The sequence below is a fragment of the Lysobacter sp. 22409 genome (genome assembly GCF_052045105.1).
Classification (GTDB): Bacteria; Pseudomonadota; Gammaproteobacteria; order Xanthomonadales; family Xanthomonadaceae; genus Lysobacter; species Lysobacter antibioticus_B.
In genome coordinates this window covers 18,602-42,969 of the sequence record NZ_JBQEOE010000015.1, presented here as the reverse complement: position 1 = coordinate 42,969, position 24,368 = coordinate 18,602, and the positions used below count along the sequence as shown (strand labels likewise).

At 66.8% G+C, this 24,368-nt stretch carries 23 protein-coding genes; 13 read left to right on the top strand and 10 right to left on the bottom strand.

What is annotated here, in order from left to right; translation table 11 throughout:
• The first annotated feature begins 1 nt into the window (after position 1).
• The 3 genes from ACTJJK_RS09970 (at position 2) to ACTJJK_RS09960 (ending at position 5,848) form a co-directional block, all read left to right on the top strand.
• Positions 2-3,103 (top strand): efflux RND transporter permease subunit, encoded by a 3,102-nt coding sequence (locus ACTJJK_RS09970; protein ID WP_440730106.1) that lies wholly within the window; start codon positions 2-4, stop codon positions 3,101-3,103.
• A 237-nt stretch (positions 3,104-3,340) separates the two neighbouring features.
• Positions 3,341-5,032, top strand: coding sequence for an AAA family ATPase (locus ACTJJK_RS09965; RefSeq protein ID WP_440730105.1), 1,692 nt, complete (start codon positions 3,341-3,343; stop codon positions 5,030-5,032).
• Between the two features lie 9 nt (positions 5,033-5,041).
• Positions 5,042-5,848, top strand: a complete 807-nt coding sequence (locus tag ACTJJK_RS09960; protein ID WP_440730104.1) for a general secretion pathway protein GspB — start codon at positions 5,042-5,044, stop codon at positions 5,846-5,848.
• Between the two features lie 238 nt (positions 5,849-6,086).
• Here the strand turns inward: ACTJJK_RS09960 and ACTJJK_RS09955 are convergent, their stop codons facing one another.
• The 9 genes from ACTJJK_RS09955 to ykgO form a co-directional block, all read right to left on the bottom strand.
• Complete coding sequence (locus tag ACTJJK_RS09955; protein WP_036148409.1) at positions 6,087-7,316, bottom strand: TraB/GumN family protein; 1,230 nt, start codon at positions 7,314-7,316, stop codon at positions 6,087-6,089.
• 310 nt (positions 7,317-7,626) lie between these two features.
• Entirely contained in the window at positions 7,627-8,511 is an 885-nt protein-coding gene (locus ACTJJK_RS09950) for an alpha/beta hydrolase (RefSeq protein ID WP_440730103.1), read from the bottom strand.
• 61 nt (positions 8,512-8,572) lie between these two features.
• Entirely contained in the window at positions 8,573-9,181 is a 609-nt protein-coding gene (locus ACTJJK_RS09945) for a TetR/AcrR family transcriptional regulator (protein ID WP_440730102.1), read from the bottom strand.
• A 294-nt stretch (positions 9,182-9,475) separates the two neighbouring features.
• Positions 9,476-10,039 carry an N-acetyltransferase family protein gene (locus tag ACTJJK_RS09940; protein WP_440730101.1) on the bottom strand — a complete coding sequence of 188 codons (564 nt, stop codon included), beginning with the start codon at positions 10,037-10,039 and terminating at the stop codon, positions 9,476-9,478.
• Complete coding sequence (locus tag ACTJJK_RS09935; protein WP_440730100.1) at positions 10,036-10,923, bottom strand: carbon-nitrogen hydrolase; 888 nt, start codon at positions 10,921-10,923, stop codon at positions 10,036-10,038. The genes ACTJJK_RS09940 and ACTJJK_RS09935 overlap by 4 nt, the downstream gene beginning before the upstream one ends.
• Before the next feature lie 81 nt (positions 10,924-11,004).
• Entirely contained in the window at positions 11,005-11,337 is a 333-nt protein-coding gene (locus ACTJJK_RS09930; RefSeq protein WP_440730099.1) for a hypothetical protein, read from the bottom strand.
• A gap of 9 nt (positions 11,338-11,346) precedes the next feature.
• Entirely contained in the window at positions 11,347-12,387 is a 1,041-nt protein-coding gene (locus tag ACTJJK_RS09925; RefSeq protein ID WP_440730098.1) for an agmatine deiminase family protein, read from the bottom strand.
• A gap of 4 nt (positions 12,388-12,391) precedes the next feature.
• On the bottom strand, positions 12,392-12,724 hold the full coding sequence (locus tag ACTJJK_RS09920; RefSeq protein ID WP_031371669.1) for a hypothetical protein: 333 nt from the start codon (positions 12,722-12,724) through the stop codon (positions 12,392-12,394).
• 214 nt (positions 12,725-12,938) lie between these two features.
• Complete coding sequence (ykgO, locus tag ACTJJK_RS09915) at positions 12,939-13,064, bottom strand: type B 50S ribosomal protein L36 (protein WP_010342887.1); 126 nt, start codon at positions 13,062-13,064, stop codon at positions 12,939-12,941.
• Between the two features lie 305 nt (positions 13,065-13,369).
• Here ykgO and cmk point away from each other — a divergent pair, with 305 nt between their 5' ends.
• From cmk to galU, 8 genes are all read left to right on the top strand, one after another.
• The gene (gene cmk / locus ACTJJK_RS09910) at positions 13,370-14,062 is read left to right on the top strand and encodes a (d)CMP kinase (RefSeq protein WP_031371668.1); all 693 of its coding nucleotides are present in this window, start codon (positions 13,370-13,372) and stop codon (positions 14,060-14,062) included.
• Positions 14,063-14,317: 255 nt separating this feature from the next.
• Entirely contained in the window at positions 14,318-16,006 is a 1,689-nt protein-coding gene (rpsA, locus tag ACTJJK_RS09905) for a 30S ribosomal protein S1 (protein ID WP_031371667.1), read from the top strand.
• A 183-nt stretch (positions 16,007-16,189) separates the two neighbouring features.
• On the top strand, positions 16,190-16,492 hold the full coding sequence (locus ACTJJK_RS09900; RefSeq protein ID WP_031371666.1) for an integration host factor subunit beta: 303 nt from the start codon (positions 16,190-16,192) through the stop codon (positions 16,490-16,492).
• A 215-nt stretch (positions 16,493-16,707) separates the two neighbouring features.
• A complete protein-coding gene (locus tag ACTJJK_RS09895) occupies positions 16,708-16,986 on the top strand; it encodes a lipopolysaccharide assembly protein LapA domain-containing protein (RefSeq protein ID WP_031371665.1) in 279 nt (92 codons plus the stop codon).
• Between the two features lie 2 nt (positions 16,987-16,988).
• The gene (lapB, locus tag ACTJJK_RS09890) at positions 16,989-18,167 is read left to right on the top strand and encodes a lipopolysaccharide assembly protein LapB (RefSeq protein ID WP_031371664.1); all 1,179 of its coding nucleotides are present in this window, start codon (positions 16,989-16,991) and stop codon (positions 18,165-18,167) included.
• A gap of 3 nt (positions 18,168-18,170) precedes the next feature.
• Complete coding sequence (locus tag ACTJJK_RS09885; protein ID WP_223619553.1) at positions 18,171-19,148, top strand: MraY family glycosyltransferase; 978 nt, start codon at positions 18,171-18,173, stop codon at positions 19,146-19,148.
• A 58-nt stretch (positions 19,149-19,206) separates the two neighbouring features.
• On the top strand, positions 19,207-21,117 hold the full coding sequence (locus ACTJJK_RS09880) for a polysaccharide biosynthesis protein (protein WP_440730097.1): 1,911 nt from the start codon (positions 19,207-19,209) through the stop codon (positions 21,115-21,117).
• Complete coding sequence (gene galU, locus ACTJJK_RS09875) at positions 21,117-22,016, top strand: UTP--glucose-1-phosphate uridylyltransferase GalU (RefSeq protein WP_031371661.1); 900 nt, start codon at positions 21,117-21,119, stop codon at positions 22,014-22,016. The genes ACTJJK_RS09880 and galU overlap by 1 nt, the downstream gene beginning before the upstream one ends.
• Before the next feature lie 79 nt (positions 22,017-22,095).
• Here the strand turns inward: galU and ACTJJK_RS09870 are convergent, their stop codons facing one another.
• Positions 22,096-22,524: a hypothetical protein gene (locus ACTJJK_RS09870; RefSeq protein ID WP_440730096.1), complete on the bottom strand. Its 429-nt coding sequence runs from the start codon at positions 22,522-22,524 to the stop codon at positions 22,096-22,098.
• 92 nt (positions 22,525-22,616) lie between these two features.
• On the opposite strand from ACTJJK_RS09870, the gene ACTJJK_RS09865 reads away from it, so the two are divergent.
• On the top strand, positions 22,617-23,912 hold the full coding sequence (locus ACTJJK_RS09865) for an NAD(P)/FAD-dependent oxidoreductase (protein ID WP_440730095.1): 1,296 nt from the start codon (positions 22,617-22,619) through the stop codon (positions 23,910-23,912).
• Positions 23,909-24,265 (top strand): tRNA-binding protein, encoded by a 357-nt coding sequence (locus ACTJJK_RS09860; RefSeq protein ID WP_031371658.1) that lies wholly within the window; start codon positions 23,909-23,911, stop codon positions 24,263-24,265. The genes ACTJJK_RS09865 and ACTJJK_RS09860 overlap by 4 nt, the downstream gene beginning before the upstream one ends.
• Positions 24,266-24,368 lie beyond the last annotated feature (103 nt).

Below are 24,368 nucleotides of genomic sequence, written 5' to 3'. Positions count from 1 at the left end.
CATGAGCGTTGCCGAGATCAGCATCAAGCGGCCGATCACGACCATCATGTTGTTCGTGTCGATGTTCGTGATCGGCCTGATCGCGGCGGTGCGCCTGCCGCTGGAATCGCTGCCGGACATCACCGCGCCGTTCCTGGTGGTGCAGCTGCCTTACGACGGGTCCACCCCGGAAGAGGTCGAACGGACCATCCTGCGCCCCGCCGAAGAGGCGCTGGCGACGATGACCGGCATCAAAACCATGCGCGGCAGCGCTACCTCGGACTCTGCGACCATCCAGATGGAGTTCAAGGACTGGGACCGCGATATCGCCATCGCGGCCTCGGAGGCGCGCGAACGCATCGACGCTATCGTCGACGATCTGCCCGAGGGCTTTCAGCGCTACTTCGTGTTCAAGTGGTCGAGCGCCGACCAGGCGATCCTGCAAGTGCGGCTGGCCGGCGACATGGACCTCAGCCGCGAATACGACCTGATCGACCGCGAGTTCAAGCGTCGACTGGAGCGTATTCCCGGCGTGGCCAAGGTCGAAATCGGCGGCGCTTCGCCCAACGAGGTCGAGATCGCGATCCTGCCCGACCGCATGGTCGCGCACGGCGTCGATCTCAATACCCTGACCAAGAGCCTGCAGGCACTCAACTTCTCGATTTCCGCCGGCCAGATCGAGGACGGCGGACGACGGCTGCGGGTGCAGCCGATCGGGCAGGTCGCCGACCTGGAGCAGTTCCGCAACCTGGTCATCAACACCAGCGGCCTCAAGCTGCGCGACATCGCCGACGTGCGGCTCAAGCCCGCGCGCCTGGAGACCGGCCGGCGTCTCGACGGCCGCCCAGCGATCGGCCTGGATATCTTCAAGGAACGCAGCGCCAATCTGGTGGAGGTGTCGAAACTGGCCTTGGCCGAAGTCGAGGCGATCCGCGCCCAGCCGGCGCTCAGCAACATCGAGATCAAGGTGGTGCAGAACCAGGGCGAGGACGTGACCAGCTCCCTGCTGGAGCTGGGCGAAGCCGGCGCGATCGGTCTGCTGCTGTCGATCGCGGTGCTGTTCTTCTTCCTGCGCCATTGGCCCTCCACCCTGATGGTGACCCTGGCGATCCCGATCTGCTTCGTGATGACCTTGGGTTTCATGCACTTCATCGGCGTGACCCTCAACGTGTTGTCGCTGATGGGCTTGCTGCTTGCGGTCGGCATGCTGGTCGACAACGCCGTGGTCGTGGTCGAGAGCATCTATCAAGAACGCGAGAAGATGCCCGAGCAGCCGCAGCTGGCCTCGATCCTGGGCACGCGCCACGTCGCCATCGCGCTGTCGGCCGGCACCTTGTGCCACTGCATCGTGTTCCTGCCCAACCTGATCGGCGAAACCAACGACATCAGCATCTTCATGTCGCAGATCGCCATCACGATTTCGGTCTCGCTGCTGGCGTCGTGGCTGGTCGCGGTGAGTCTGATTCCGATGATCTCGGCGCGGATGAAGACGCCGCCCGCGGTCAACACCACCACCGGGCTGATCCCGTGGCTGCAGCGCTCGTATGCGCGGTTCCTGCGCTGGACCCTGGAGCATCGCGGCCTCAGCGTGATCGGCATCGCGCTGGTGGTGCTTATCAGCCTGTTTCCGGCGACCCAGACCAAGTTCGACATGTTCGGCAACGACGGCGGCAAGGAAGCCTTCATCGGATACCAATGGAAGGGCAGCTACACCCGCGAACAGATGTCGCAGGAGATCCTCAAGGTCGAGCAATTCCTGGAGGCGCGGCGCAAGCAGTACCACATCAAGCAGATCTATTCGTTCTTCAGCGAGCAAGGGCGCGAGGGCGGCACGCGTTTGCAGTTCAACGAGAACGAAGTCGAAAACAACAAGCCGCTGGTCGACGCGATCGCCAAGGCGCTGCCGAAATCGGCCAAGGCCGAGATCAGCGTGGGCCAGGATCAGGACGGTGGTCAGGGCGGGGGCAAGAACGTCCAGGTCCAGTTGGTCGGCGACTCGACCGAGACGCTGACCGAACTGGCCCGCGACATCATCCCGATGCTCGCGCGCCGCCCCGAGCTGCGCGATGTGCGCGTGGACGTCGGCGACCGCAATACCGAGCTCAACGTGAAGGTAGACCGCGAACGCGCGGCGTCGTTCGGTTTCAGCGTCGAGGAGGTCTCGCGCTTCGTCGGCTTGGCGCTGCGCGGCGCGCAGTTGCGCGACTTCCAGCGCGGGGAAACCGAAGTGCCGGTGTGGGCGCGTTTCGCCGGCGCGGAAAAGTACGGCATCGAGAATCTGGCCGAGTTCACCGTGCGTTCCAGCGACGGTCGCAGCGTGCCGCTGCTGGCGATGGTCGACGTCAACCTGCGCCCGACCGCGAGCCAGATCAACCGCAACGACCGGCAGACCACGCTGACCATCCTGGCCAGCCTCAACGGCAAGGCGACCACGCCGGACGCGCGCAAGGCAATGGAGGAAGCGCTGAAGAAGATCGCGTTCCCGGCCGGCTACAGCTACAGCTTCGACGGCAGCTCGTTCGAGCGCGACGACGACGCGGGCAAGCAGATGATGTTCAACCTCATCATCGCCCTGGTGATGATCTACGTGGTGATGGCGGCGGTGTTCGAGTCGCTGCTGTTCCCGGCGGCGATCATGAGCTGCGTGGTGTTCTCGATCTTCGGCGTGTTCTGGTTGTTCTGGCTGACCGGCAGTTCGTTCACGGTCATGGCCTTCATCGGCATCCTGGTGCTGATGGGCGTGGTGGTGAACAACGGCATCGTCATGGTCGAGCACATCAACAACCTGCGCAGACGCGGCCTGTCGCGCAACGAGGCCCTGGTCGAAGGCAGCCGCGAGCGCCTGCGTCCGATCATGATGACCATGGGCACGGCGATCCTGGCGATGGTGCCGATTTCGTTGAGCGACACCGTGGTGCTGGGCGGCCTGGCCTATTCGCCGATGGCGCGCGCGGTGGCCGGCGGCCTGGCGTTCTCGACCGTGGTCAGCCTGCTGTTCCTGCCGACGATCTACAGCATCCTCGACGATATGCGTGCCAGCACCGCCCGGATCGTAGGCCGGGCGCGCGGCAAGTCCGCAGCGTCGGATGCGCAGGCGGGCGAGGGCGCTGGATTGCCGGTTTGAGCGGCAGATTCGCCCATAGGCCTGAGCCGCCGACCCACCTGCGAAGTGCGGCCTGAGCGCATGGCCGTGCCCCTGTACGAGGGGCGCGGCCGGCCACCCCGGCCGAGAGGCCCGCTCGGACCTGGGCATTGCGGCACCTCGTTCGCGAGGCGCGACCGCCGAATCCGTGCGCTGCCTCGCAGCGACGATGCCCCCGATTCGTGGCAGGCTAAGCGCCTCGAAGCCACGACGACGCGCATGTACCTCGAGCACTATGGCCTGAAGGAGCCGCCGTTCTCGATCACCCCCGACCCGCGCTTCGTGTTTCTCAGCGAGCGTCACCGGGATGCGCTCGCGCACCTGCTGTTCGGCATCGGCCAGGGTGGGGGCGGCGGTTTCGTCCAGCTCACCGGCGAAGTCGGCACCGGCAAGACCACCCTGTGCCGGTTGCTGCTCGAACAACTGCCGGAGAAGACCCACGTCGCCCTGGTGCTGAACCCGCGCCTGACCCCGGTCGAGCTGCTGGAAACGATCTGCGAGGAACTGCACCTCGATCTGGCCGGCAAGCGCGGCAGCGTCAAGGCCCTGGTCGACGCGCTCAATGCCTACCTGCTCGGCGCCTATGCGCAGGGCCTGCGGGTGGTGTTGATCATCGACGAGGCGCAAAACCTCTCGCTGGAAGCGCTGGAGCAGGTGCGGTTGCTGACCAACCTGGAAACCGATACCCAGAAGCTGCTGCAGATCATCCTGCTCGGCCAGCCGGAGCTGCGCGTCATGCTCGCGCGCCCCGACATGCGCCAACTCTCGCAGCGCATCACCGCGCGTTTCCACTTGACCCCGTTGAGCGCGGACGAAACCACGGCCTTCCTGCGCCATCGCTACCGCATCGCGGGCGGTCAGCGCTTGCCGTTCACGCCCGGCGCGATCAAGCGCATTCACGCGCATTCCGGCGGCGTGCCGAGACTGATCAACGTGATCGCCGAGCGCGCTTTGCTCGGCGGTTACGCTCACGACAACATCCAGGTCGACGAGAGCACCGTGAACCGGGCCGCTGCCGAAGCGCTGGCGCCGAGCCAGCGAGGCGTTTCGCATCAACGCCTCGCCATTCTTTCTGCCGCGGTCATAGTGGCGTTGGCGCTCGGCGCGCTGTGGTGGTGGACACAGCCGCCACCGGCCACGGCGAACGCATCGACGGGCCAGGCCGGGGCGGGGAACAGCGCGCTCATCGCGAAGACCTCGGCCAAGCCGCGCGGCCAGGCCGGAACCACGGATGCGGATAAGACGCCATCGGCAGCGAAGACCGAAGCGAGTACGGAACGGGCGGCTGTAGCGAAGGACCCGACTGCAACGCCGCATTTGGACGAGACCGCTTTCGCGCAGCGTGTCGCTGCGGCCGAGGTCGCTTCGCTACCGGCATGGCGGCAGTTGCTGAGCGCGTGGCAGCTGCCGACGGATGAGGCGGCCGTTGCCGCAGCATCGCGATGTGTCCCTCCTATCGCTCCTGGAGTCTATTGCCTGCGCGGCGAGGCGAGTCTGGAAAAACTGGTCCAGTTCGGCCGTCCGGTGCTGCTGCATCTGCGCCTCGGCGTCCGCGACCCCTGGGTGCTGCTGAGCGGGGTAGATGCGAGCAAGGTGCGTTTGTCGCTGGACGGGACTTCATTCGACACCGAGCGCGCCGCACTCGAACGTTTATGGACTGGCGAGTATGCCGCTGTATGGCGCGGCCCGGAGGGCTTGGCGTCGTCGTTGTCGCCGCGCGCCGGCGGTGTACGCGGCGAGTGGTTGCGCACGCGGCTCGGCGCGACCGCGGCCGGTGGCGCGAGCATCGAGGACGTGCGTCGTTTCCAGACCGCACGCGGTTTGCTCAGCGACGGCGTCGTCGGTCCGGAGACCATGCTGGCGCTGTCGTCCGGCGACGCAGGCCCGCGTCTGCAGTCGGTGCTGGAGTAAACGATGTCGTTGATTCTCGAAGCCCTGCGCAAATCCGAGGCCGAACGCCGACGCGGCGAGTCGCCCGACCTGTATGCGGAACTGCCGCCGGTCGCCCGCGTGCAGCGTCAGTCCACGCCGATCGGGTGGTGGCTGGTGCTCGCTGCGGTCGTCGTCGCTGCGCTTGCCTGGTGGTTCGGCAGCCGGCAGAGCCCGCCCGTCGAACCTCTCGCCGATAGCACGGGCGAAGTCGGCCAGCGCGATCGGATCGCCGATGCCGGGCCGCCTCGGATCGAAGCGCCCGCGATCGCCGAGTCGCCTGCTGCTCCGGTCAAGCCGGTGCCAGAATCAGAATCAGAGCCAGAGCCAGAGCCAAGGCCGGCGGCACCCGCACCGGTGCCGGCGAGCCCGGCCGTCGTCGCGGCGCCAGCGCCCCCGGCGCCTGCGGATACGAAGCCGGAGAGAGAGACAAATAAAGAGACCGTCGCGGTCGCGCCGCGCGCGCCGCCGGCGCCGGAACCTCGGCCGGCGCCGCCCATCGCGGTGCCGGAACCGTTGCCGGTAGCACCGCCCGCGCCGCCGGCGCCGGTGGCCGTCGAACGCAACGAAGGCCTGCTGCTACTCGCCGACCTTCCGGTCGCCGAGCGCAAACAGCTGCCGCCGCTCAAACTGAGCATGCACATGTGGAACGACGCACCGGCGCAGCGGTTCGTGATCATCGACGGCCAGCGCCTGTCCGAAGGCGGCCGCATCGGCGATGCCGTGCTGGTCGCGATCAGGACCGACGGTGTGGTCCTGGACTGGAACGGACGGCGCCTGAAACTGCCGATTCGTTGAGCCTTGGTGATACGGGAGCTCCGTCATTCCGACGGCCGCTCTTCTGCCTCGATCGCCTCGTGACAATTCCCCCTTGTAAAGAGGGGGCAACGGGAGCTTGCCCTTCCACGCAGCGTCATCGGCACGAAGGCCCCCGCGCTCCGTTTTCTCGCCTGCAACGATCCTGCGCCGGGCGCTTGCCCCCTTCTCAAAAGGGGGCGGGGGTGACAGCGAAGCTGCGCGGCGTAAATCCGGCCCCTTAACCGACCAGCTTGCTCGCGATGCGGAACCCGGCCAGCCACACGCCGATGCCGGTGCCGATGTTGGTCAGCATGAAGTTCAGCACCACGCGGGCGACGCGGTTGCGGTACCAGCCTTTGAGCGTCTGCGCGTCGTCGCGCAGGGCCATGAAGTCGCCGTAGGCCGGCTTGCGCCGATGCACCTCGACCAGGGCGCTGAGCGCGCCGGTCGGCACGCCGGGGCGGAACGGTTTCAACGGCGCGACCACCGCCGCGGTGATGATGCTGAAGGGATGCCCGCCGGCGAGCAGGCAGCCGAGCGCGGCCAGGCCGCCGGTGAACAGCACCCATTGCAGCAGCAGGTCGGCGCCCATCGCTGCGCCGCCCTTCCAGAAGCCCCAGGCGATGCCGGCGATGATCAGCGAGGTGATCACGATCATCACCCACGGCACCTTGCTCTTGGTGGTGACCTGTTCGAGCGCGGTGCGTTGGGCGACCGGGTCTTCGGTGTCTTCGCGCAGATGCCGGGCCAGTCCTTGCAGGTGACCGGCGCCGACCACGGCCAGCACTTCGCGCGCATCGCCATGGGTCTCGCGCAGGCGTGCGGCCATGTAGCGGTCGCGTTCGGCGATCACGGTCTCGTACAGCTCCGGGCTTTCGGCGGCGAATTCGCCGAAGCTCGATTCGAGCATGTCGCCTTGCTTGAGTTTCTCGATCTCTTCTTCGCCAACCTCGTCGGCGGCGAACAGGCCGCTGATCAGGCCGACACCGAGCTTGGCCCGGCCCCAGAAACCGAGCTTGGAGGAGGCGCGCTTGAAGGTCAGGCCGACTTCGCGATCGATCAGGTGCACCGGCAGGTCGCGCTGCCGCGCCTCCAGCACCGCACGCTTGAGCTCGGCGCCGGGTTCGATGCCGAGCTGTTCGGCGAGCCGGCGCTGGTATGCGGCCAAGGCCAGGTTGGCGGCGAACAGTGCGGTCTTGCCGGAACGGATCACCTGGATCAGGTCGAGCTTGGCCAGCGCGTCCGGATCGGTCAGGGCCTGCAGGCGCTGCGGGTCGAGTTCGACCGCGACCGCATCGAAGGCGCCGCTGCCGACCGCATCGCGCACCGCGTCGACGCTGGCCTGCGATACGTGGGCGGTGCCGAGCAAGGTGTAGCGCACGCCGTCGCGTTCGACCACTGCGTGCGGTTGCGTGGCGAGCACGTCCTGCAGGCCGGTGCCCGCCTGCGCCAACAACGACTCGCTCATGCGCGCGGCCCGCGCAGTCGACGGAGGGACGAACTCGAGAACGGATGCATGCAGCGGCCCGGTGGCGGCCCGGCAAACACAACGGCGCCCAAAGGCGCCGTCTTGTGCCGAAGCGGGTGGAATCGATGGGGTGAAGCCGCTCCGTTGCCGGACGGCGACTCCTACCGTATGGGGGCAGAGCTTAGAGCCTGCAACCGGGGCCGGCAATGAACGCGGTCGCGTTCACGAAACGGCCGGGAGGGCATTGCAGCGCGCCCGCCACGGTGGCTCTCCCCACGAGCGATCTCCCATCGAACCGNCTGGGCCGGGTTCAGGCGAAGCCGTAGGGCAGGTTCTCGCTGGACACCACTTTGTCGCCGACCTGTTCGCCGTGCAGGAAACGCAAGGCGGCGAGGATCACGCTGCCGTCGTCGGCGATGCGGTTGTGGCCCAGTCCCTGGGTGCTGAGCAGACGCGAATCGGGCCAGTAGCGTGCATAACGCTCGCCCTCGGCCCAAGGCACTTCGCGGTCGTCCAGGTCGTGCACGATCAGGGCCGGGCTGGCGATGCCGGGCGCGTTGCGGTGCGCCTGCTGCGAATCGAAGCTGATGCCGATATGCGCCTCGTAATAGGCGAACAGGCGCCGGCAGATGTCTTCGCCGACCCACAGGAAGCGGGCGAAACGCTTCACCGCCGCGACCGGGTCGGCCGCGGGCGCGATCAGCACCGCGCGTTCTGCGCGCATGCCGCGCGCCATCGCCAATAACGCCGCGGCGCCGCCGAGCGAATGACCGATCACCACCGCAGCCGGGCCGTAGTGCTGGCCGACGGCGAACAGGTGGCGGGTGAAGTCGGGCAGGGTGGCGAGGCGGCCGGCGCTCTTGCCGTGGGCGGGCTGGTCGAACGCCACCACCGCGTAGCCGGCAGCCGACAGCGCCGGCAACCATTTGGCGATGCGGGTGCCATGGCTCGACCAGCCATGGGCGAACAACACATAAGGCTGGCGCTGCGGGTCGCCCCAGACATAGGTGGCGATGCGCTGGCCGTCGACCTCCAGCGACTCCTCGCGGGCGCCGTGGGTCGGCGCGGCGAGCGCGCGAGTGCGGGTCGAGGCGAACGGCGTGCAGAACAAGGTCGCCACCCGGTGCATGGTGGCGTCGGGCGCGAACCAGGCGCCGACCAGGAAACTCAGGCGCAAGCCGTATAGTTTCAACATGTTACGAACGGTCGTGCTAATTTTGGCGATAAGCGGATACATGACGAACCTCGTCGGTCGCTCAGGCGGTGGGGGAAGAAGCGTAGGAACCGATCAGGCGCTCGTAGGCGCGACGCCCGCGTTCGGTCGCGGAGTCGTAGCCGAACAGGCCGGAGTCGTGGTGCACGACCAGGGCCACGCCGTAGATCTCGAAAGCCAGTTGCGCGGTGTCGGTGTCGGAGCCGAGCTCGCCGGTGTCGATGGCCAGTTGCACGGCCTTGCCCAGCACCTGGTGCCAGCGCTTTTGCTGGTCGACCACGGCATCGCGCAGCGTGCCGGGGCGGTCGTCGTACTCGCTGACCGCGCCGAGCAGCACGCAGCCGCCTTCGGTGTGGCGCGCCCAATCGAACCAGGCATCGACGATCGCGCGCAGTCGCGGCAGGCCGCGCGGGTGTTGCAGTGCCGGCAACAGCACATATTCGACGAAACGCTGGCTGGCCATGTCGAGCACCGCCAGCTGCAAGTCTTCGCGCGAACCGAAGTGCGCGAACACGCCGCTCTTCGACATGCCGACCGCGGCCGCCAACGGGCCGATCGACAAGCCTTCCAGCCCGGCCGACGAGGCGATGCCGTAGGCCTGTTCGAGGATCGCGTCGCGGGTGGCGGCGCCTTTGACGGTGGCGGTCAGCATCGACATGAATTCAAAATAGCACGTCCGTTCGTTTTATTGTGACCGTTCGTCGGCAATTGCTGTTCAGCTTACCGGACGCCGCCGGCCTTGCCACGGGCCTGGGTCGCAGTGCGGTCCCGAGGGTTGTGCGACTGCCTGTAATGAGAACTCGGACCGCGGCCATCCGCGGCCACGGTCGGGCGCCCGGTATGGGCACCGGGCGCGCGGAGTGTTCAACGCGGGGGAGGCCGACGCCTCGATGGGCGTCGATGCTTCGATGGACGTCGATACTTCGAAGCTATCGCCGGATGGCGATCAGCGCAGGCCCGGCACGCCTTCGTCGGGCTCGCCCTGGTCGCCGTCGCCGAGCGCGCGTACCAACTGCACGGTGTCGAGCCAGCGGCCGTGCTTGCGGCCCAGGCCGGGGAATACGCCGCCGGGCTTGAAACCCAGGCGTTCGTGCAAAGCCACCGAGGCCTGGTTGCTGCCGTCGCCGATCACCGCGACCATCTGTCGGAAGCCGAGCGCGGTGCAGTCCTCGATCAAGCGCTGCATCAGGGCACGGCCGATGCCGCGGCCGTGGAAGTCCGGGGCGACGTAGACCGAGTTCTCGACCGTCCAGCGATAGCCGATGCGGCTGCGGTAGGCCGTCGCATAGGCATAGCCGGCGAAAGCGCCGTCGTGCTCGGCGACCAGGTAGGGATAGCCGGCGTCGACGATCGTGCGCCAGCGTCGCCGCATTTCGACGGCATCGGGTTCGTCGTACTCGTAGGTCGCCAGGCCCTCGCGCACTTCCCGCGCATACAGCACGGTGATTGCGTCGAGGTCGGCTTCGACCGCCGGACGCAGCAAGGGCGACGGACGAGCGTCCGCGTTCAATCGCGGTACCGCTTGAGCAGGTCGGCGTAGGCGTCGATGCGGCGATCGCGCAGGAACGGCCAGATCCGCCGCACGTGTTCGCTGCGGCCGAGGTCGACTTCGGCCATCACGATCTCCGGCTCCTGGGTCTTGGCCTCGGCCAGGAACTCGCCCTGCGGCCCGAGCACATGGCTGGAACCCCAGAACTGGATGCCGGAGGCACCGATCGGAGAAGGTTCGTGGCCGACGCGGTTGACGCTGAGCACCGGCAAGCCGTTGGCGACCGCATGGCCGCGATGGCTGAGGATCCAGGCGTTGCGCTGGCGGTCCTTCTCGTCTTGCTGGTCGTCCGGGTCCCAGCCGATGGCGGTCGGATACAGCAGCAGCTCGGCGCCGGCCAGCGCCATCAGACGGGCGCCTTCCGGATACCACTGGTCCCAACACACCAGCACGCCGAGGCGGCCGACCGAAGTGTCGATCGGCTCGAAACCGATGTCGCCCGGGGTGAAGTAGAACTTCTCGTAGAAGCCCGGATCGTCGGGGATGTGCATCTTGCGGTACTTGCCGGCGATCGAGCCGTCGGCCTCATAGACCACCGCAGTGTTGTGGTACAGCCCGGCCGCGCGGCGCTCGAACAGCGAGCTGACCAGGACCACGCCGTGTTGCTTGGCGAGGGCGGCCAGGCGCTCGGTGCTCGGGCCGGGAATCGGCTCGGCCAGGTCGAACTCGGCGACCGACTCGTGCTGGCAGAAGTACGGCCCGTTATGCAGTTCCTGCAGCAGCACCAGGCGCGCGCCGCGCTTCGCCGCTTCGCCGACGCGAGCTTCGATGTTGGTCAGGTTGGCCTCGCGCGAGCCGTGGTCGCGGTCCTGGATCAGGGCGACGGGCAGGGTGGTCTTCTTCATGGGTAAGCGGTCCAGACGAGGTGCGATGTCATTGTAGACGGGACGCGTCGGACGTCCGCGCGGTGGCGGCGTCGATCGCCTTCAATCGCGATTTCTTTCCTGATCGATCGCGGCTTCGCAGGCCCAGATTGCGAAGGTGGCTACGCCGCTGATGAGAAAGCCGGTAAAAGTCCATTTGAACGCATGGTCCCAACCGATCGATTTCGTCGCGATCATCAGTACCAGACATTGCAGGCTAAACGCTTGCGCAGTCATGCCCCAAGGGCCTGTGCGCACACCCTCCTGCCAACGCGGACGGAACGGCATCAGCCGCCGCAATGACGGCGCCCACCATGCGGCCGCGATCAGGCCGAGGCAATACAGGCTGATCGCCACAGCGGTGGCGATCAGCAAGGCGATGCGCATGTCCTGCATGGAGCGGGCTCAGTCGCCCGCCACCAGCCCCTGAGGCAACTGCATGGTCACGCAATGCAGGCTGCCGTTCTGCCAGATCAGGGCGCGGCAGGGCACCGGGACGATGTCGCGATCCGGGAAGGCTCGGGCCAGCACGGCCTGGGCCTCGGCATCGGCGGCATCGCCGTAGGCCGGCATCAGCACGGCTCCGTTGATGATGAGGAAGTTGGCGTAACTAGCTGCCAGTCTTCGGTTTTCATCGATCACCGGCTGCGCCCACGGCAACGCGAACAGGCGATAAGGTTGGCCGTCGCGGGTGCGCAGCGCCGCCAGTTCGGCCGCCATGGCCTGCAGTTCGGTGTAGTGCGAATCGGCGGGGTCGTCGCAGCCCTGGTAGACGATGGCATCGGGCGCGGCGAAGCGGGCCAGGGTGTCGATGTGGGCGTCGGTGTCGTCGCCCTCGAGATAACCGTGGTCCAGCCACAGCACCCGGTCCTGCTGCAGCCAGCCGGCCAGCTTGGCGGTGATGTCCTCGCGGCTGGCCTGCGGGTGGCGTTCGTGCAGGCACTGCCAGGTACTCAACAAGGTGCCGGCACCGTCGGTCTCAATGGCGCCACCTTCCAAAGCAAAATCAATGCTTTGACGAACACTGTTCGAGAAGGTTCCCATCTCGGTGAGGCGTTCGACCAGCAGGTCGTCCTGGCTGGCGTCGAACTTGCCGCCCCAGCCGGTGAAGCGGAAGTCGAGCAGTCGGAAGCCATCGCCGTCGCGCAGGCTGATCGGACCGGAGTCGCGCAGCCAGGTGTCGTCGTAGGGCGCTTCGATGAAGTGCACCCGGGCCATGTCGATGCGCGCCGAGGACAGGCGCGCGCGGGCATAGGCCTGGACGTCGTCGTCGGCCACGCAGATCAGCACGGGTTGGTAGCGGACGATGGCCGCGACCAGGGCGATATAGGTTTCCTCGACCTCGCCCAGGCGCTCGGCCCAGTCGGTGTCGGCGTTCGGCCAAGCGATAAGCACCGCGGACTGGGGTTCCCACTCCGCGGGGAAGCGCAATACGTTTTTATTCATAGCCTCAAAGGATAGGCGGTTTCGGCCCGATTTCCTCGGCGTCGGCCTTGTTGGCGACCACGTCGATCACCCGGCTCTTCTCGAAGTAGACGGTGAAAGCCGGGTAGACCCAACGGTTGATCTGCGGCCACTGGCGCTTCTGGCCGCCGCGCGGATCCATGCGCTGGGTCGGCTCGCCGTAGCGCGCCTTGACCTGGTCCATGCTCTGGCCACGGGTCGGCAGCAAAGCCTTGCCTTCCTCCTGCACGCGCTGGATCAGCAGAGTCTCGGCAGAGACGGCGCCGGAAAAGGCGAGCAGGGCGAGCAACAGCGGGGCAACGGCGATACGCGATTTCATGGAAGAGCCACCTCGTCAAAGGACGCGGGGATTCTAGTCACAAGCTGACGCTTAACGGCAGCGTGCGGCCGTCACGGTTTGGCGAAGCCGAGGGAGGATCGGGCTGGATAACGAAGAAAGCCGCCTTGCGGCGGCTTTCTGCTTCGAACCTCGAACGGCGAGGAGCCGTCCGGCGGGTTTCAGCGCTGACGCGCTTTGACCCGGTTGGTTCGTTTCAGCGCTGGCGCGCTTTGAAACGCGGGTTCGACTTGCAAATCACGAAGACCTTGCCGCGGCGGCGGACGACTTTGCAGTCGCGGTGACGGGCCTTCGCCGACTTCAGGGAGGACAGGACCTTCATGAGAGACCTCGGCAAAAATTAGGTGAAAGAAGCGGGGTGGAAAAGTTAGCCCGCGATTGTAGCGGACAAATCTTCGTCCGATCAAGTGCTTGCGTGAAAAAATCCAGCCGGCGCCGACGAGGGGCGAAATCGCCACGCTGGCGACGATGCGCCGAGAGCCGTGGCCGCGGGGGCCGGGCTCGGGTTTGGCGGCCCGATTCGGCGGGTCGGGCGCGGCGAGCCGGGGCCTGCGCCCAGAGGCACCTGGCGCCGATCGGCTGCGATCGCGAGCCGAAAACCCCTGCTGCCGTCGCATAATGATACGCATGAACAGCGCATCCTCAGACAACAGCAGTATCCCCGTCCTCACCATCGACGGGCCCTCGGGCTCGGGCAAGGGCACCATCAGCCGCCTGGTCGCGCAGCGCCTGGGCTGGCATTACCTCGATTCCGGCGCCCTCTACCGTGCGGTCGGCGTGGCCGCGGGCTGGGCCGATCTCGACCTGGCCGACCCGGCGGCCCTGGTCCGCTGCGCCTTCGACACCCACATCGGCTTCCGCGACGACGAGCGCGGCGAGCTGAGGGTCCTGGTCAACGAGGTCGACGCCACCGACGAGCTGCGCACCGAAACCGCCGGCGCCGCGGCCTCGGCGATCGCCGCCATCCCGGAAGTCCGGGCCGCTCTCAAGGACCGCCAACGCGCGTTCAGGCAGGCGCCGGGGCTGGTCGCGGATGGCCGCGACATGGGCACGGTGATCTTCCCGGACGCCCCGTTCAAGGTGTTCCTGACCGCCAGCGCCGACGAAAGGGCCGAAAGGCGCTATAAGCAGTTGAAAGACAAAGGGGTTTCGGTTACTTTAGATGGTCTGCTACGGGAGATTCTTGCCCGCGACGCCCGCGACGCCCAGCGTTCGGTGGCGCCGTTGCGTCCGGCCGAAGATGCCGTCCGCATCGATACCACCGGTCTGGGCATCGACACGGTAGTCGAACAGGTGCTGGCTTTGTTGCCTGCGCGCTGAACGGCACGAGCGCACGCGATGCGTCCGTGGCAGATGCAGTCGTAACAGGGTTTCGTTACAGCTGGTTTTCGTTACGCATGTTGCAAACGTTGTTCCACAGCCCCGTCGCAATCCTGCGCCGGATCAACCAATAACACATGGTGCAGTTCCATCGCGCCACATAACGGGTGGGTCGACCACGTACTGCTTGCGTTGCCAGTCCGGCAACGATGTCAGACGGTGCGGCCCGTGTGTTTAACCGAGATATCCAATCCAATGACCGAATCATTTGCCGAACTGTTCGAGCAGAGTCAGCAATACCTCGCCAAGCTGAAGCCCGGCGCCATCGTCACCGGTACCGTCGTGGAAGTCCGCGGCGACGTGGTGGTGATCAACGCCGGCCTGAAGTCCGAAGGCATTGTGCCGATCGAACAGTTCCGTAACGACGCCGGCGAGATCGACGTTGCCGTGGGCGACGAGGTCAAGGTCGCACTCGACTCGATCGAGAACGGCTTTGGCGAAACCGTGCTGTCGCGCGAGAAAGCCAAGCGCGCAATGGTGTGGGACGAGCTCGAAGAGGCGCTCGAAAAGAACGAGACCATCACCGGCCGCATCAGCGGCAAGGTCAAGGGTGGTTTCACCGTCGACATCAAGGATGTCCGCGGCTTCCTGCCGGGTTCGCTGGTGGACGTGCGCCCGGTGCGCGACTCCGCCTACCTGGAAGGCAAGGAACTCGAGTTCAAGCTGATCAAGCTGGACCGCAAGCGCAATAACATCGTCGTCTCCCGCCGTGCGGTGGTCGAGAGCGAGTACAGCGTCGAGCGCGAACAGCTGATGGAGAAGCTGCAGGAAGGCGCGATCCTCAAGGGCGTCGTCAAGAACCTCACCGATTACGGTGCGTTCGTCGACCTCGGCGGCATCGATGGCCTGCTGCACATCACCGACATGGCGTGGAAGCGCGTGCGTCACCCGTCGGAAGTCGTGGAAGTCGGTCAGGAACTCGACGTCCGCGTGCTCAAGTACGACCGCGAGCGCAACCGCGTCAGCCTCGGCCTCAAGCAGCTGGGCGAGGATCCGTGGGACAACATCGCCCGTCGCTACCCGGCCAACACCCGCGTGTTCGGCAAGGTCAGCAACGTCACCGATTACGGCGCGTTCGTCGAGATCGAGCCGGGCGTCGAAGGCCTGGTGCACGTGTCCGAGATGGATTGGACCAACAAGAACGTCAACCCGTCCAAGATCGTGCAGGTCGGCGACGAAGTTCAGGTCATGGTCCTCGACGTCGATGAAGAGCGTCGTCGTATCTCGCTGGGCATGAAGCAGGTCACCTCGAACCCGTGGGAGACCTTCGCGGCCATCCACAAGAAGGGCGACAAGGTCGAAGGCCAGATCAAGTCGATCACCGACTTCGGCATCTTCATCGGCCTGGACGGCGGTATCGATGGCCTGGTCCACCTGTCCGACATCAGCTGGAACACCACCGGCGAAGACGTGGTCCGCAACTACAAGAAGGGCGACACGCTGGAAGCCGTGGTCCTGGCCGTGGATCCGGAGCGCGAGCGCATCAGCCTCGGCGTGAAGCAGCTCGAGCAGGACCCGATGGGTCAGTACGTGGCTTCCAACGCCAAGGGCTCGATCGTCAAGGGCACGGTCAAGGAAGTCGACGCCAAGGGTGCGACGATCGAACTGGCCGACGGCATCGAAGGCTACGTCGCCGCGCGCGACATCGCCAAGGAGCGCGTCGAAGACGCTTCGCAGTACCTCAAGGTCGGCCAGGAAGTCGAAGCCAAGATCATCGGCACCGACCGCAAGGGCCGCAGCATGCAGCTGTCGATCAAGGCCAAGGACGAGCACGAGCAGCAGGAAGCGATGGCCGATTACAACCGCCAGACCTCCGAAGCCGCCAGCGGCACCACCAGCCTCGGCGCGTTGCTGCGCGAGCGTCTGGGCGGCAAGTCCGAGTAATCGCTGCACGCGTCACGCTACAGGCAATACGGCCCGGTCGATCCGGGCCGGCAACACCGAAGTATCCGCCGAGGCGGCCCGGCATGGCCGGGTCGCCTTCGGTCTGCGGTAGGGGATCGCAGCTGATCGCGACGTCCGCACGACTCTCTCACGACCTTCCTAAGGCAAGGCCACGCTTCGTCCATGACCAAGTCCGAACTCATCGAGATCCTTTCGCAGCGTCAGGCCCATCTCAAGGGCGACGATGTGGATCTGGCGGTGAAGGCTTTGCTGGAAATGATGGGCGGCGCCCTGTCGGCCGGCGAGCGGATCGAAATTCGCGGCTTCGGCAGCTTCTCGCTGCACTACCGTCCGCCACGCCTGGGCCGCAACCCGAAGACCGGCGAGTCGGTCGCATTGCCCGGCAAGCACGTCCCGCATTTCAAGCCCGGCAAGGAACTGCGCGAACGCGTCAGCGGCGTAACGCCGCTCGACGAAGAGGCCTGAGCGCCCGCGTTCGGCCAGGTTTAGTCCCGGCATCCCGCGATGCCGCCTTATATAAGGTCCCGACCGCACCACCGACCTTCGGGCCGGCTTCAGGGCGGGCCTTCCTCGTCCCTTCCCTTAATCCCAGCCCGCCCGGCGTCTACGCTGTGGCCGCGCCTGTCCGTTAAGCTAGGCGCGACACGCACGAGATCGTGCACGACCTCCGGAACTCTCCCATGCGCGTGATCCGACTCCTCATCGCCCTGGCCTGCCTCGCGGCAGGGGCGATCCTCGGCGCTTTGAACCGCCAGATCGTCAGCATCGACCTCGGTATCGGTTTCGTCCCGGCGACCTCGCTCGGCATCGCCCTGATCGTCGCGCTGTTGCTCGGCGCCCTGATCGGCGGCCTGGCCATCAGCGCCAGCGTGGTCCTGCCGTTGCGGCGCCGCCTCAGTCGCGCCGAGCGCGCTGCGAGCGCCGCGCCGGCGCCCCCGCTCGCCGGCCCCGAGGTCTGAGCATGGAATTCATCAGCCAGTGGTTCTGGTTCTTCCTGTTGCTGCCGGTCGCGGCCGTGAGCGGCTGGGTGATCGGGCGGCGAGGGGGCGAGCGGCATAGCGACAACCAGGTCAGCCGGTTGTCGACCACCTATTTCCGCGGCCTCAACTACCTGCTCAACGAACAGCCCGACAAGGCGATCGAGTTGTTCCTGCACATCGCCGAGCTCGACAAGGACACCTTCGAGACCCAGGTCGCGCTCGGCCACTTGTTTCGCCGCCGCGGCGAAGTCGACCGCGCGATCCGCCTGCACCAGGCCCTGGTGCAACGGCCGGGCCTGAGCGATCAGCAGAAGGTCCAGGCCTTGCTCGCGCTCGGCGAGGACTACATGCGTTCGGGCTTGCTCGACCGCGCCGAGACGGTGTTCAGCGATCTGGTCGCGCTGGACATGCGCGCGCCGCTGGCGCTGCGCCATCTGATCGGCATCTATCAGTCCGAACGCGACTGGGACAAGGCGATCGAGAACGCCCAGCGCTACGAGGCTGCGACCGGCGAACCGATGGGCAAGCTGATCGCCCAGTTCGAGTGCGAGCTGGCCGACCGCTACCGCGCCGCCGGCGACACCGATGCCGCGCGCGCGGCGGTCAAGCGCGCCTACGAGGCCGATGCCAATTCGGTCCGCGCCGGCATGCTGGAAGGCCGCATCGAAGTGGAAACCGGCAACGATGCCGCGGCGATCCGCGCCTTCGAGCGCGTCGCCCGCGCCGACCCCGATTACCTGCCGGAAGTATTGCCGGCGTTGCTGAGTTGCTACGAACGCGACGGCGACGCCACCGGCGCGCGCGCCTTCCTGGCCGAGATGTGCGAACACTACCGCGGCATCGCCCCGGTGCTGGCGCTGACCCGCATGGTCGAAGCCGAAGACGGCGTGCCGGCCGCGCGCGCCTATCTGGCGCGCCAGCTCAAGGACCGGCCCTCGGTACGCGGCGAAGCGGCGCTGATCGACCTGACCATCGCCGAGAACGCCGACCCGCTGGCGACCCTGCACGACCTCAAGCACATTACCGACCAGTTGCTGGTGCGCAATCCGAGTTACCGCTGCAACCGCTGCGGCTTCGGCGCCCGTAGTCACCACTGGCAATGCCCGAGCTGCAAGGAATGGGGTTCGGTCAAGCCGCTGCTGAACTACGCGGTGGTCTGAGCGATGTGGCAATGGATCGCGATCTACGCGGCGCTCGGCGCCGCCGGTACCTGGCTGGCGCGCGTCTATGCGCTGCACAGCCGGCTCATCGACGAGCCCGGCGAACGCCGCAGCCATAGCGTCGCCACGCCGCGCGGCGGCGGCATCGCCATCGTCGCCGCGGTGTTGATCGCCACGGCTGCGCTCGGCATTCGCTTCCCCTCGCATGCGCCGCTCGCATTGGCGTTCGGCATCGGCCTGTTGGCGATCGCCGGTATCGGCTGGGTCGACGACCATCGCCCGCTGTCGCCGTGGCTGCGCCTGGGGGTGCATGCCTTCGCTGCGGCCTTGCTGGCGTTCGCAGTCTGGTACGTCCTGGGCAATGTCTGGCTGGCGCTGGCGGCGTTCGCCCTGGCGGTCGGACTGACCAACGTCTGGAATTTCATGGACGGCATCAACGGCATGGCCGCTTCGCAGGCGGCGTTGGTCGCGCTGGCCCTGGTCTGGCTCGGAGGGCCGGTCTGGAGCTGGCTGGCGCTGGCCTTGCTGGCGGCCTGCGTCGGGTTTCTGCCGTTCAATTTCCCGCGCGCGCGCATCTTCATGGGCGACGTCGGCAGCGGCGCAATCGGCTACGCCGTCGCCGCATTATGTGTGCTCGCCGCGAGCGGGCTCGGCCTGCGTTCAGGCCTGTTGCTGTTGCCGCTGGCCGCATTCATGGTCGACTCCGGCCTGACCCTGCTACGGCGTGTCCGGCGCGGCGAACGCTGGTGGACACCGCATACTCAGCACGCTTACCAGGTCTGGGCCAGGCGCATCGGCCACACCCGGGTGACCCTCGCCTATGCGGTTTTCACGCTGCTGTCCGTAGTCTGCGTGCGCTATGTGACCGAAGTCCGAACCGGTTTCATCTTATGTATGGGAGCCGCGTGGTATATGTCCGGCGCTTTTTTTTGGTGGCTGATCCAGAAGACCGGACGCGAAACCGGCGACCCGATCAGCTAGGACGAACCGAGCGGCCGAGCGGGCCGAACCGATTGATTTTCTTCAGTAGGGGCAGGGAATGAGTTCATTGCGCGATCGTCTGAAAAGCGGCCTGCCCCGGTTGGCGGTGGTTGCGCACGATCTCGCGATGGTTTGGCTGGTCTGGCAGGCGCTGCACAAGTTGCGCTTCGGCATCACCGCGACCCCTCCGACCCTGCCGCTGTGGTCGACCGAGATCGCCCTGGTTCTGGCCGCGCAAGGCCTGGTCTTCTGGCAGGTCGGCCTGTACCGCGGCCTGTGGCGTTTCGCCGGCGTGCCCGACCTGTGGAACATCTTCAAGGCCTGCATGCTGGGCCTGTTCGCGATCGTCCTGGGCCTGTTCCTCTATAACCGCGTCGATGCCGTGCCGCGCACCGTGCTGGTGCTGTACCCGCTGGTGCTGATGGGCATGCTGGGCGCGCCGCGCCTGCTGTACCGGGCCTGGAAGGATAGCCGCATCGATAGCGCCAATGCGGTCTCGGTGAGGATTTTGATCCTCGGCGCCGGCCGCGCCGGCGAGGCCCTGGTCCGCGACCTGCGCCGATTCGGCACCTATCACCCGGTCGGTTTCCTCGACGACGCCGCGCGCCTGCGCGGCAGTAAGGTCCAGGGCGTGCCGGTGCTCGGCAACGTCGACGACGTCGCCGAGATCGCGCGCGAGACCGCGGCCAAGCTGCTGGTCATCGCCATGCCCTCGGCCGATGCCAATGCGATGCAGCGCGTGGTCATGGCCTGCGAACGCACCGGCGTGCCGTTCCGCATGGTGCCGCGCCTGCAGGACGTGCTTGAAGGGCGCTCGCTGCCCGGCGAGCTCAAGGAAGTCGCTATCGAGGACTTGCTCGGCCGCAAGCCGGTGCTGCCGGACTGGAAGGCGATCCGCGCCTGGCTCGGTGCGCGTTCGGTTCTGGTGACCGGTGCTGGCGGTTCGATCGGTTCTGAGTTGTGCCGCCAGTGCGCGCGCCACGGCGCCGGGCGCATCGCCCTGATCGAGATCGACGAGCTGGCCCTGGTCACCACCGAGACCGCGCTGCGCCGCGACTTCCCCGACGTCGAATTCATTCCGATCCTCGGCGACTGCGGCGACAGGGCGCTCATCGAGTACGCGCTCAAGCTCGCCGCGCCGGACGCCGCCTTCCACGCCGCCGCCTACAAGCAGGTGCCGTTGCTGGAAGCGCAGTTGCGCGAGGCGGTGCGCAACAACGTATTGACCACCGAGACGGTGGCACGCGCCTGCCGCGCGGCCGGCGTCGGCACTTTCGTGCTGATCTCCACGGACAAGGCGGTCGACCCGGTCAACGTGCTCGGCGCGACCAAGCGCCTGGCCGAGATGACCTGTCAGTCGCTGGCCGATCAGCGCGCCACCCGTTTCGTCACCGTGCGCTTCGGCAACGTGCTCGACTCGGCCGGCAGCGTGGTGCCGCTGTTCCGCGAACAGATCCGCAGCGGCGGTCCGGTCACCGTCACCGATCCGGAAGTCACGCGTTTCTTCATGACCATTCCGGAAGCCTGCCAGTTGATCCTGCAGGCTTCGGCGATCGGCACCCACGAGGCGATCTACACCCTCGACATGGGCGAACCGGTGCCGATCCGCCTGCTGGCCGAGCAGATGATCCGCCTGGCCGGCAAGACGCCGGGCCGCGATGTCGCCATCGTCTACACCGGCCTGCGTCCGGGCGAGAAGCTGCACGAGACCTTGTTCCACGCCGACGAGCGTTATCGCCCGACGGTGCACCCGAAGATTCTCCAGGCCGAGCCGCGCGACGTGTCGGCCGGGGCGCTGGAGAACTCCTTGCAGCAACTGCGCGAGGCTTCGATCCGCTACGACCGCGAGGCGCTCAGCACGCTGTTGCGCATCGCGGTACCGGAATTCCGCCCGGTAGGTGAACATCCCGATTACAAGGAGTCGGCTACGGTGGTGGCGTTCCCCGCCCGCAACGCCAGGAAGATTTAATGGAAACACGTATTCGCAAGGCTGTTTTTCCGGTCGCCGGCCTCGGCACCCGTTTTCTCCCCGCGACCAAGACCGTGCCGAAGGAGATGCTGCCGATCATCGACCGGCCGCTGATCCAGTACGCCGTGGATGAGGCGATCGAAGCCGGTTGCGACACCCTGGTATTCATCACCAACCGCTACAAGCACGCGGTTGCCGACTACTTCGACAAGGCCTACGAGCTCGAACACAAGCTCGAACGCTCCGGCAAGACCGAACAACTCGAACTGATCCGCAACGTGCTGCCCGAGGGCGTGCGTGCGGTGTTCGTGACCCAGGCCGAAGCGCTGGGCCTGGGCCATGCGGTGCTGTGCGCCAAGGAAGTGATCGGCAACGAACCCTTCGCGGTGCTGCTGCCCGACGACGTGATCTGGAACCGCGGCCCCGGCGCGCTCAAGCAGATGGCCGACGCCGCGCAGAGCAGCGGCGCCAGCGTCATCGCCGTGCAGGACGTGCCGCGCGAACAGACCGCCAGCTACGGCATCGTCGCCACCGATGCCTTCCAGGCCCGACAGGGCCGGATTCGCGCCATCGTCGAGAAACCCGAGCCGGACGTGGCGCCGAGCACGCTCGCCGTAGTCGGCCGTTACGTGCTCAATCCGGGCATCTTCGAACTGCTCGAAACCACCACGCCTGGCGCCGGCGGCGAGATCCAGCTCACCGACGCCATCGCGACCCTGCTCGAACGCGAGACCGTCAACGCCTATCGTTTCCAGGGCACGCGCTTCGACTGCGGTACCCACCTCGGCCTGATCGAGGCCACGATCCGTTACGCCCTCGACCACGAAAAGCTCAGCGACTCGGCGCGCCAACTGATGCAGAACGCGCTCAACGAACTCGGTGTCGAAGACCTCGAGTAATTAGCGGGGCAGGGCATAGCCGTGCGATTCATGGGCCGCGAATGCGGCCCGTGTTCGTTTCTGGATGGGATTTCTGGGATCAACTGAGCCAGACCCAGGCCGCTACGGCCGCCGCGGCGAATACTCCGGCGGCGCCTTGCGCGATACGGCCCAGGCGCTCGCTGCGCCGCGACCATCGCAATGCGGCCTGTTCGCGCAGCACCCGCACGTCGCGGTAAGTCTTCCAGGCGCGCGGCGGAAACCGGCCTTCCTCGCGTGCGGCCCGGCCGAGCCGGCGCAGGCTGTGCCCCCACAGGGCACTAGGCAAGGCCGGCATGATCAGCATCGCGGCGATCGCGCCGCGCAGCCAGCGCCGCGCTTCCTGTGGCGCGCTCGCCAGCGCATGCGCCTGCACCGTCTGCAGCCAGCCGTGCAACAGCCACAGCCCGATCGCGCAAACGCCCAGGAGCGCGGCCAGCAGCCACAGGCTGCGTCTGCGGTAGGCTAGGTCGGCGCGGTGGATGTCCATCGTCTGCGTCTCGGCGTTCGGTGTGGCGGCGCGGTCAGGCACCGGTCGCCGCGACGGCCGACCGGCATCATCAAACCCGTTGCGACCCGCTCATGTCCATACCCGCCGAAAGCTATTACCGCGCCAGTCTCGAACGCCAGCCTTCGTGGCCTGTGTTCGAAGAAAAGCGGCAAACGCGGGTGTGCGTGATCGGCGGCGGTTTCGCCGGGCTCAACACCGCCTTGGGCTTGGCCGAGCGCGGCCTGAGCGAAGTGACCCTGATCGAAGCGCAGGAGATCGGCCACGGGGCCTCGGGCCGTAACGGCGGCTTCGTGTTCGGCGGCTTCTCGCGCGGCGAGGATGCCTTGTTGCGCGAGCTCGGTCCGCAGCGCGCCCGCGCGCTGTACGCCGGCACCACCGACGCGGTCGAACTGATCCGTTCACGCATCCATCGCGACGGCATCGCTTGCGATGCCACTGAGGCCGGGGTGATCTGGGCCAACTGGTTTCGAGATCCTGAAGTGCTGCGCTCGCGCCGGGCCTTATTGGCCGACCACTACGGCGTCGACTGGCAATGGTGGTCGCGCGAACGCCTGCGCGAGCAGGTGCGCAGCGAGCGCTATCACGAGGCCTTGTTCGAACCGCAGGCTTTGCATTTTCATCCGCTCAAGTACGCCCACGGCTTGGCGGCCTTGGCCGAAGTTCTCGGTGTCGCCGTGCACGAACGCAGTCCGGCGCTCGCGTTGGAGCGTCACGGGTCGACCTGGCGGATCAAGACCGAACGCGGCGAGATCGAGGCCGAGCAAGTCGTGTTGGCCTGCGGCGGTTACCTGGCCGGTCTGCGCCGCGAGGTCGATGCCGCGGTGATGCCGATCGCGACCTATGTGATGGTGACCGAGCCGCTCGGCGATCGGCTCGATAGCGCCTTACATACGCGCGCCGCGGTCTACGACACGCGTTTCGCCTTCGACTACTATCGGCCGCTGCCGGACACACGCCTGCTCTGGGGCGGGCGCATCTCGGTGCTGGATCGCTCGCCTGAAGCGGTCAAGCGCTTGCTCTACCGCGACCTGCTCAAGGTATTTCCGCAATTGGCCGGGACCCGGATCGACTACGCCTGGTCGGGCCTGATGAGTTATGCGCGCCATCAGATGCCGCAGATCGGCCGCATCGGCGAGGGCCTGTGGCTGGCCCAGGCGTTCGGCGGTCACGGCGTTGCGCCGACGACCTTCGCCGGCGAAACCGTCGCCGCGGCGATCGCCCAAGGCGACGAGCGTTGGCGCGAGCTGTCCGACTACGGCCTGGTCTCGGCGATGAAGCCCGCCGGCCTGTTGGCGGCGCAGTTGAGCTATACCTGGGCGCAACTCAAGGACGCCTACAAAGAACGCAGCGAAGGAAGGGCAGGATGAGCGATACGAACAGCAACGAGACGGGCCTGATCGCGTGGAGCGACTTCGAGAAAGTCGTGATCTGCGCCGGCACCGTCACCCAGGTCGAGGAATTTCCGCAGGCGCGCAAGCCGGCCTGGAAGCTGTGGGTCGATTTCGGCCCGCACGGCCTGCGCAAGACCAGCGCGCAGATCCGCGACCTGTATTCGGCCGAGGAACTGGTCGGGCGGCAGATCGTCGGGGTGATCAATTTCCCGCCGAAGCAGATCGGGCCGTTCGTGTCCGAGTTCCTGCTGACCGGTTTCCCGACCGAGCAAGGCGTGGTCATCACCGCCCTCGAGCGGCCGGTGCCGAACGGTACGCGGCTGGCTTAAACGCCGGCGTTCTCACGTAGTAATCCGGCTTCAAGCAAAGGTGCGGCACCTAAAACGAAAAACCCCGGATCGCTCCGGGGTTCTTCTTGCCTAGGACCCGCGT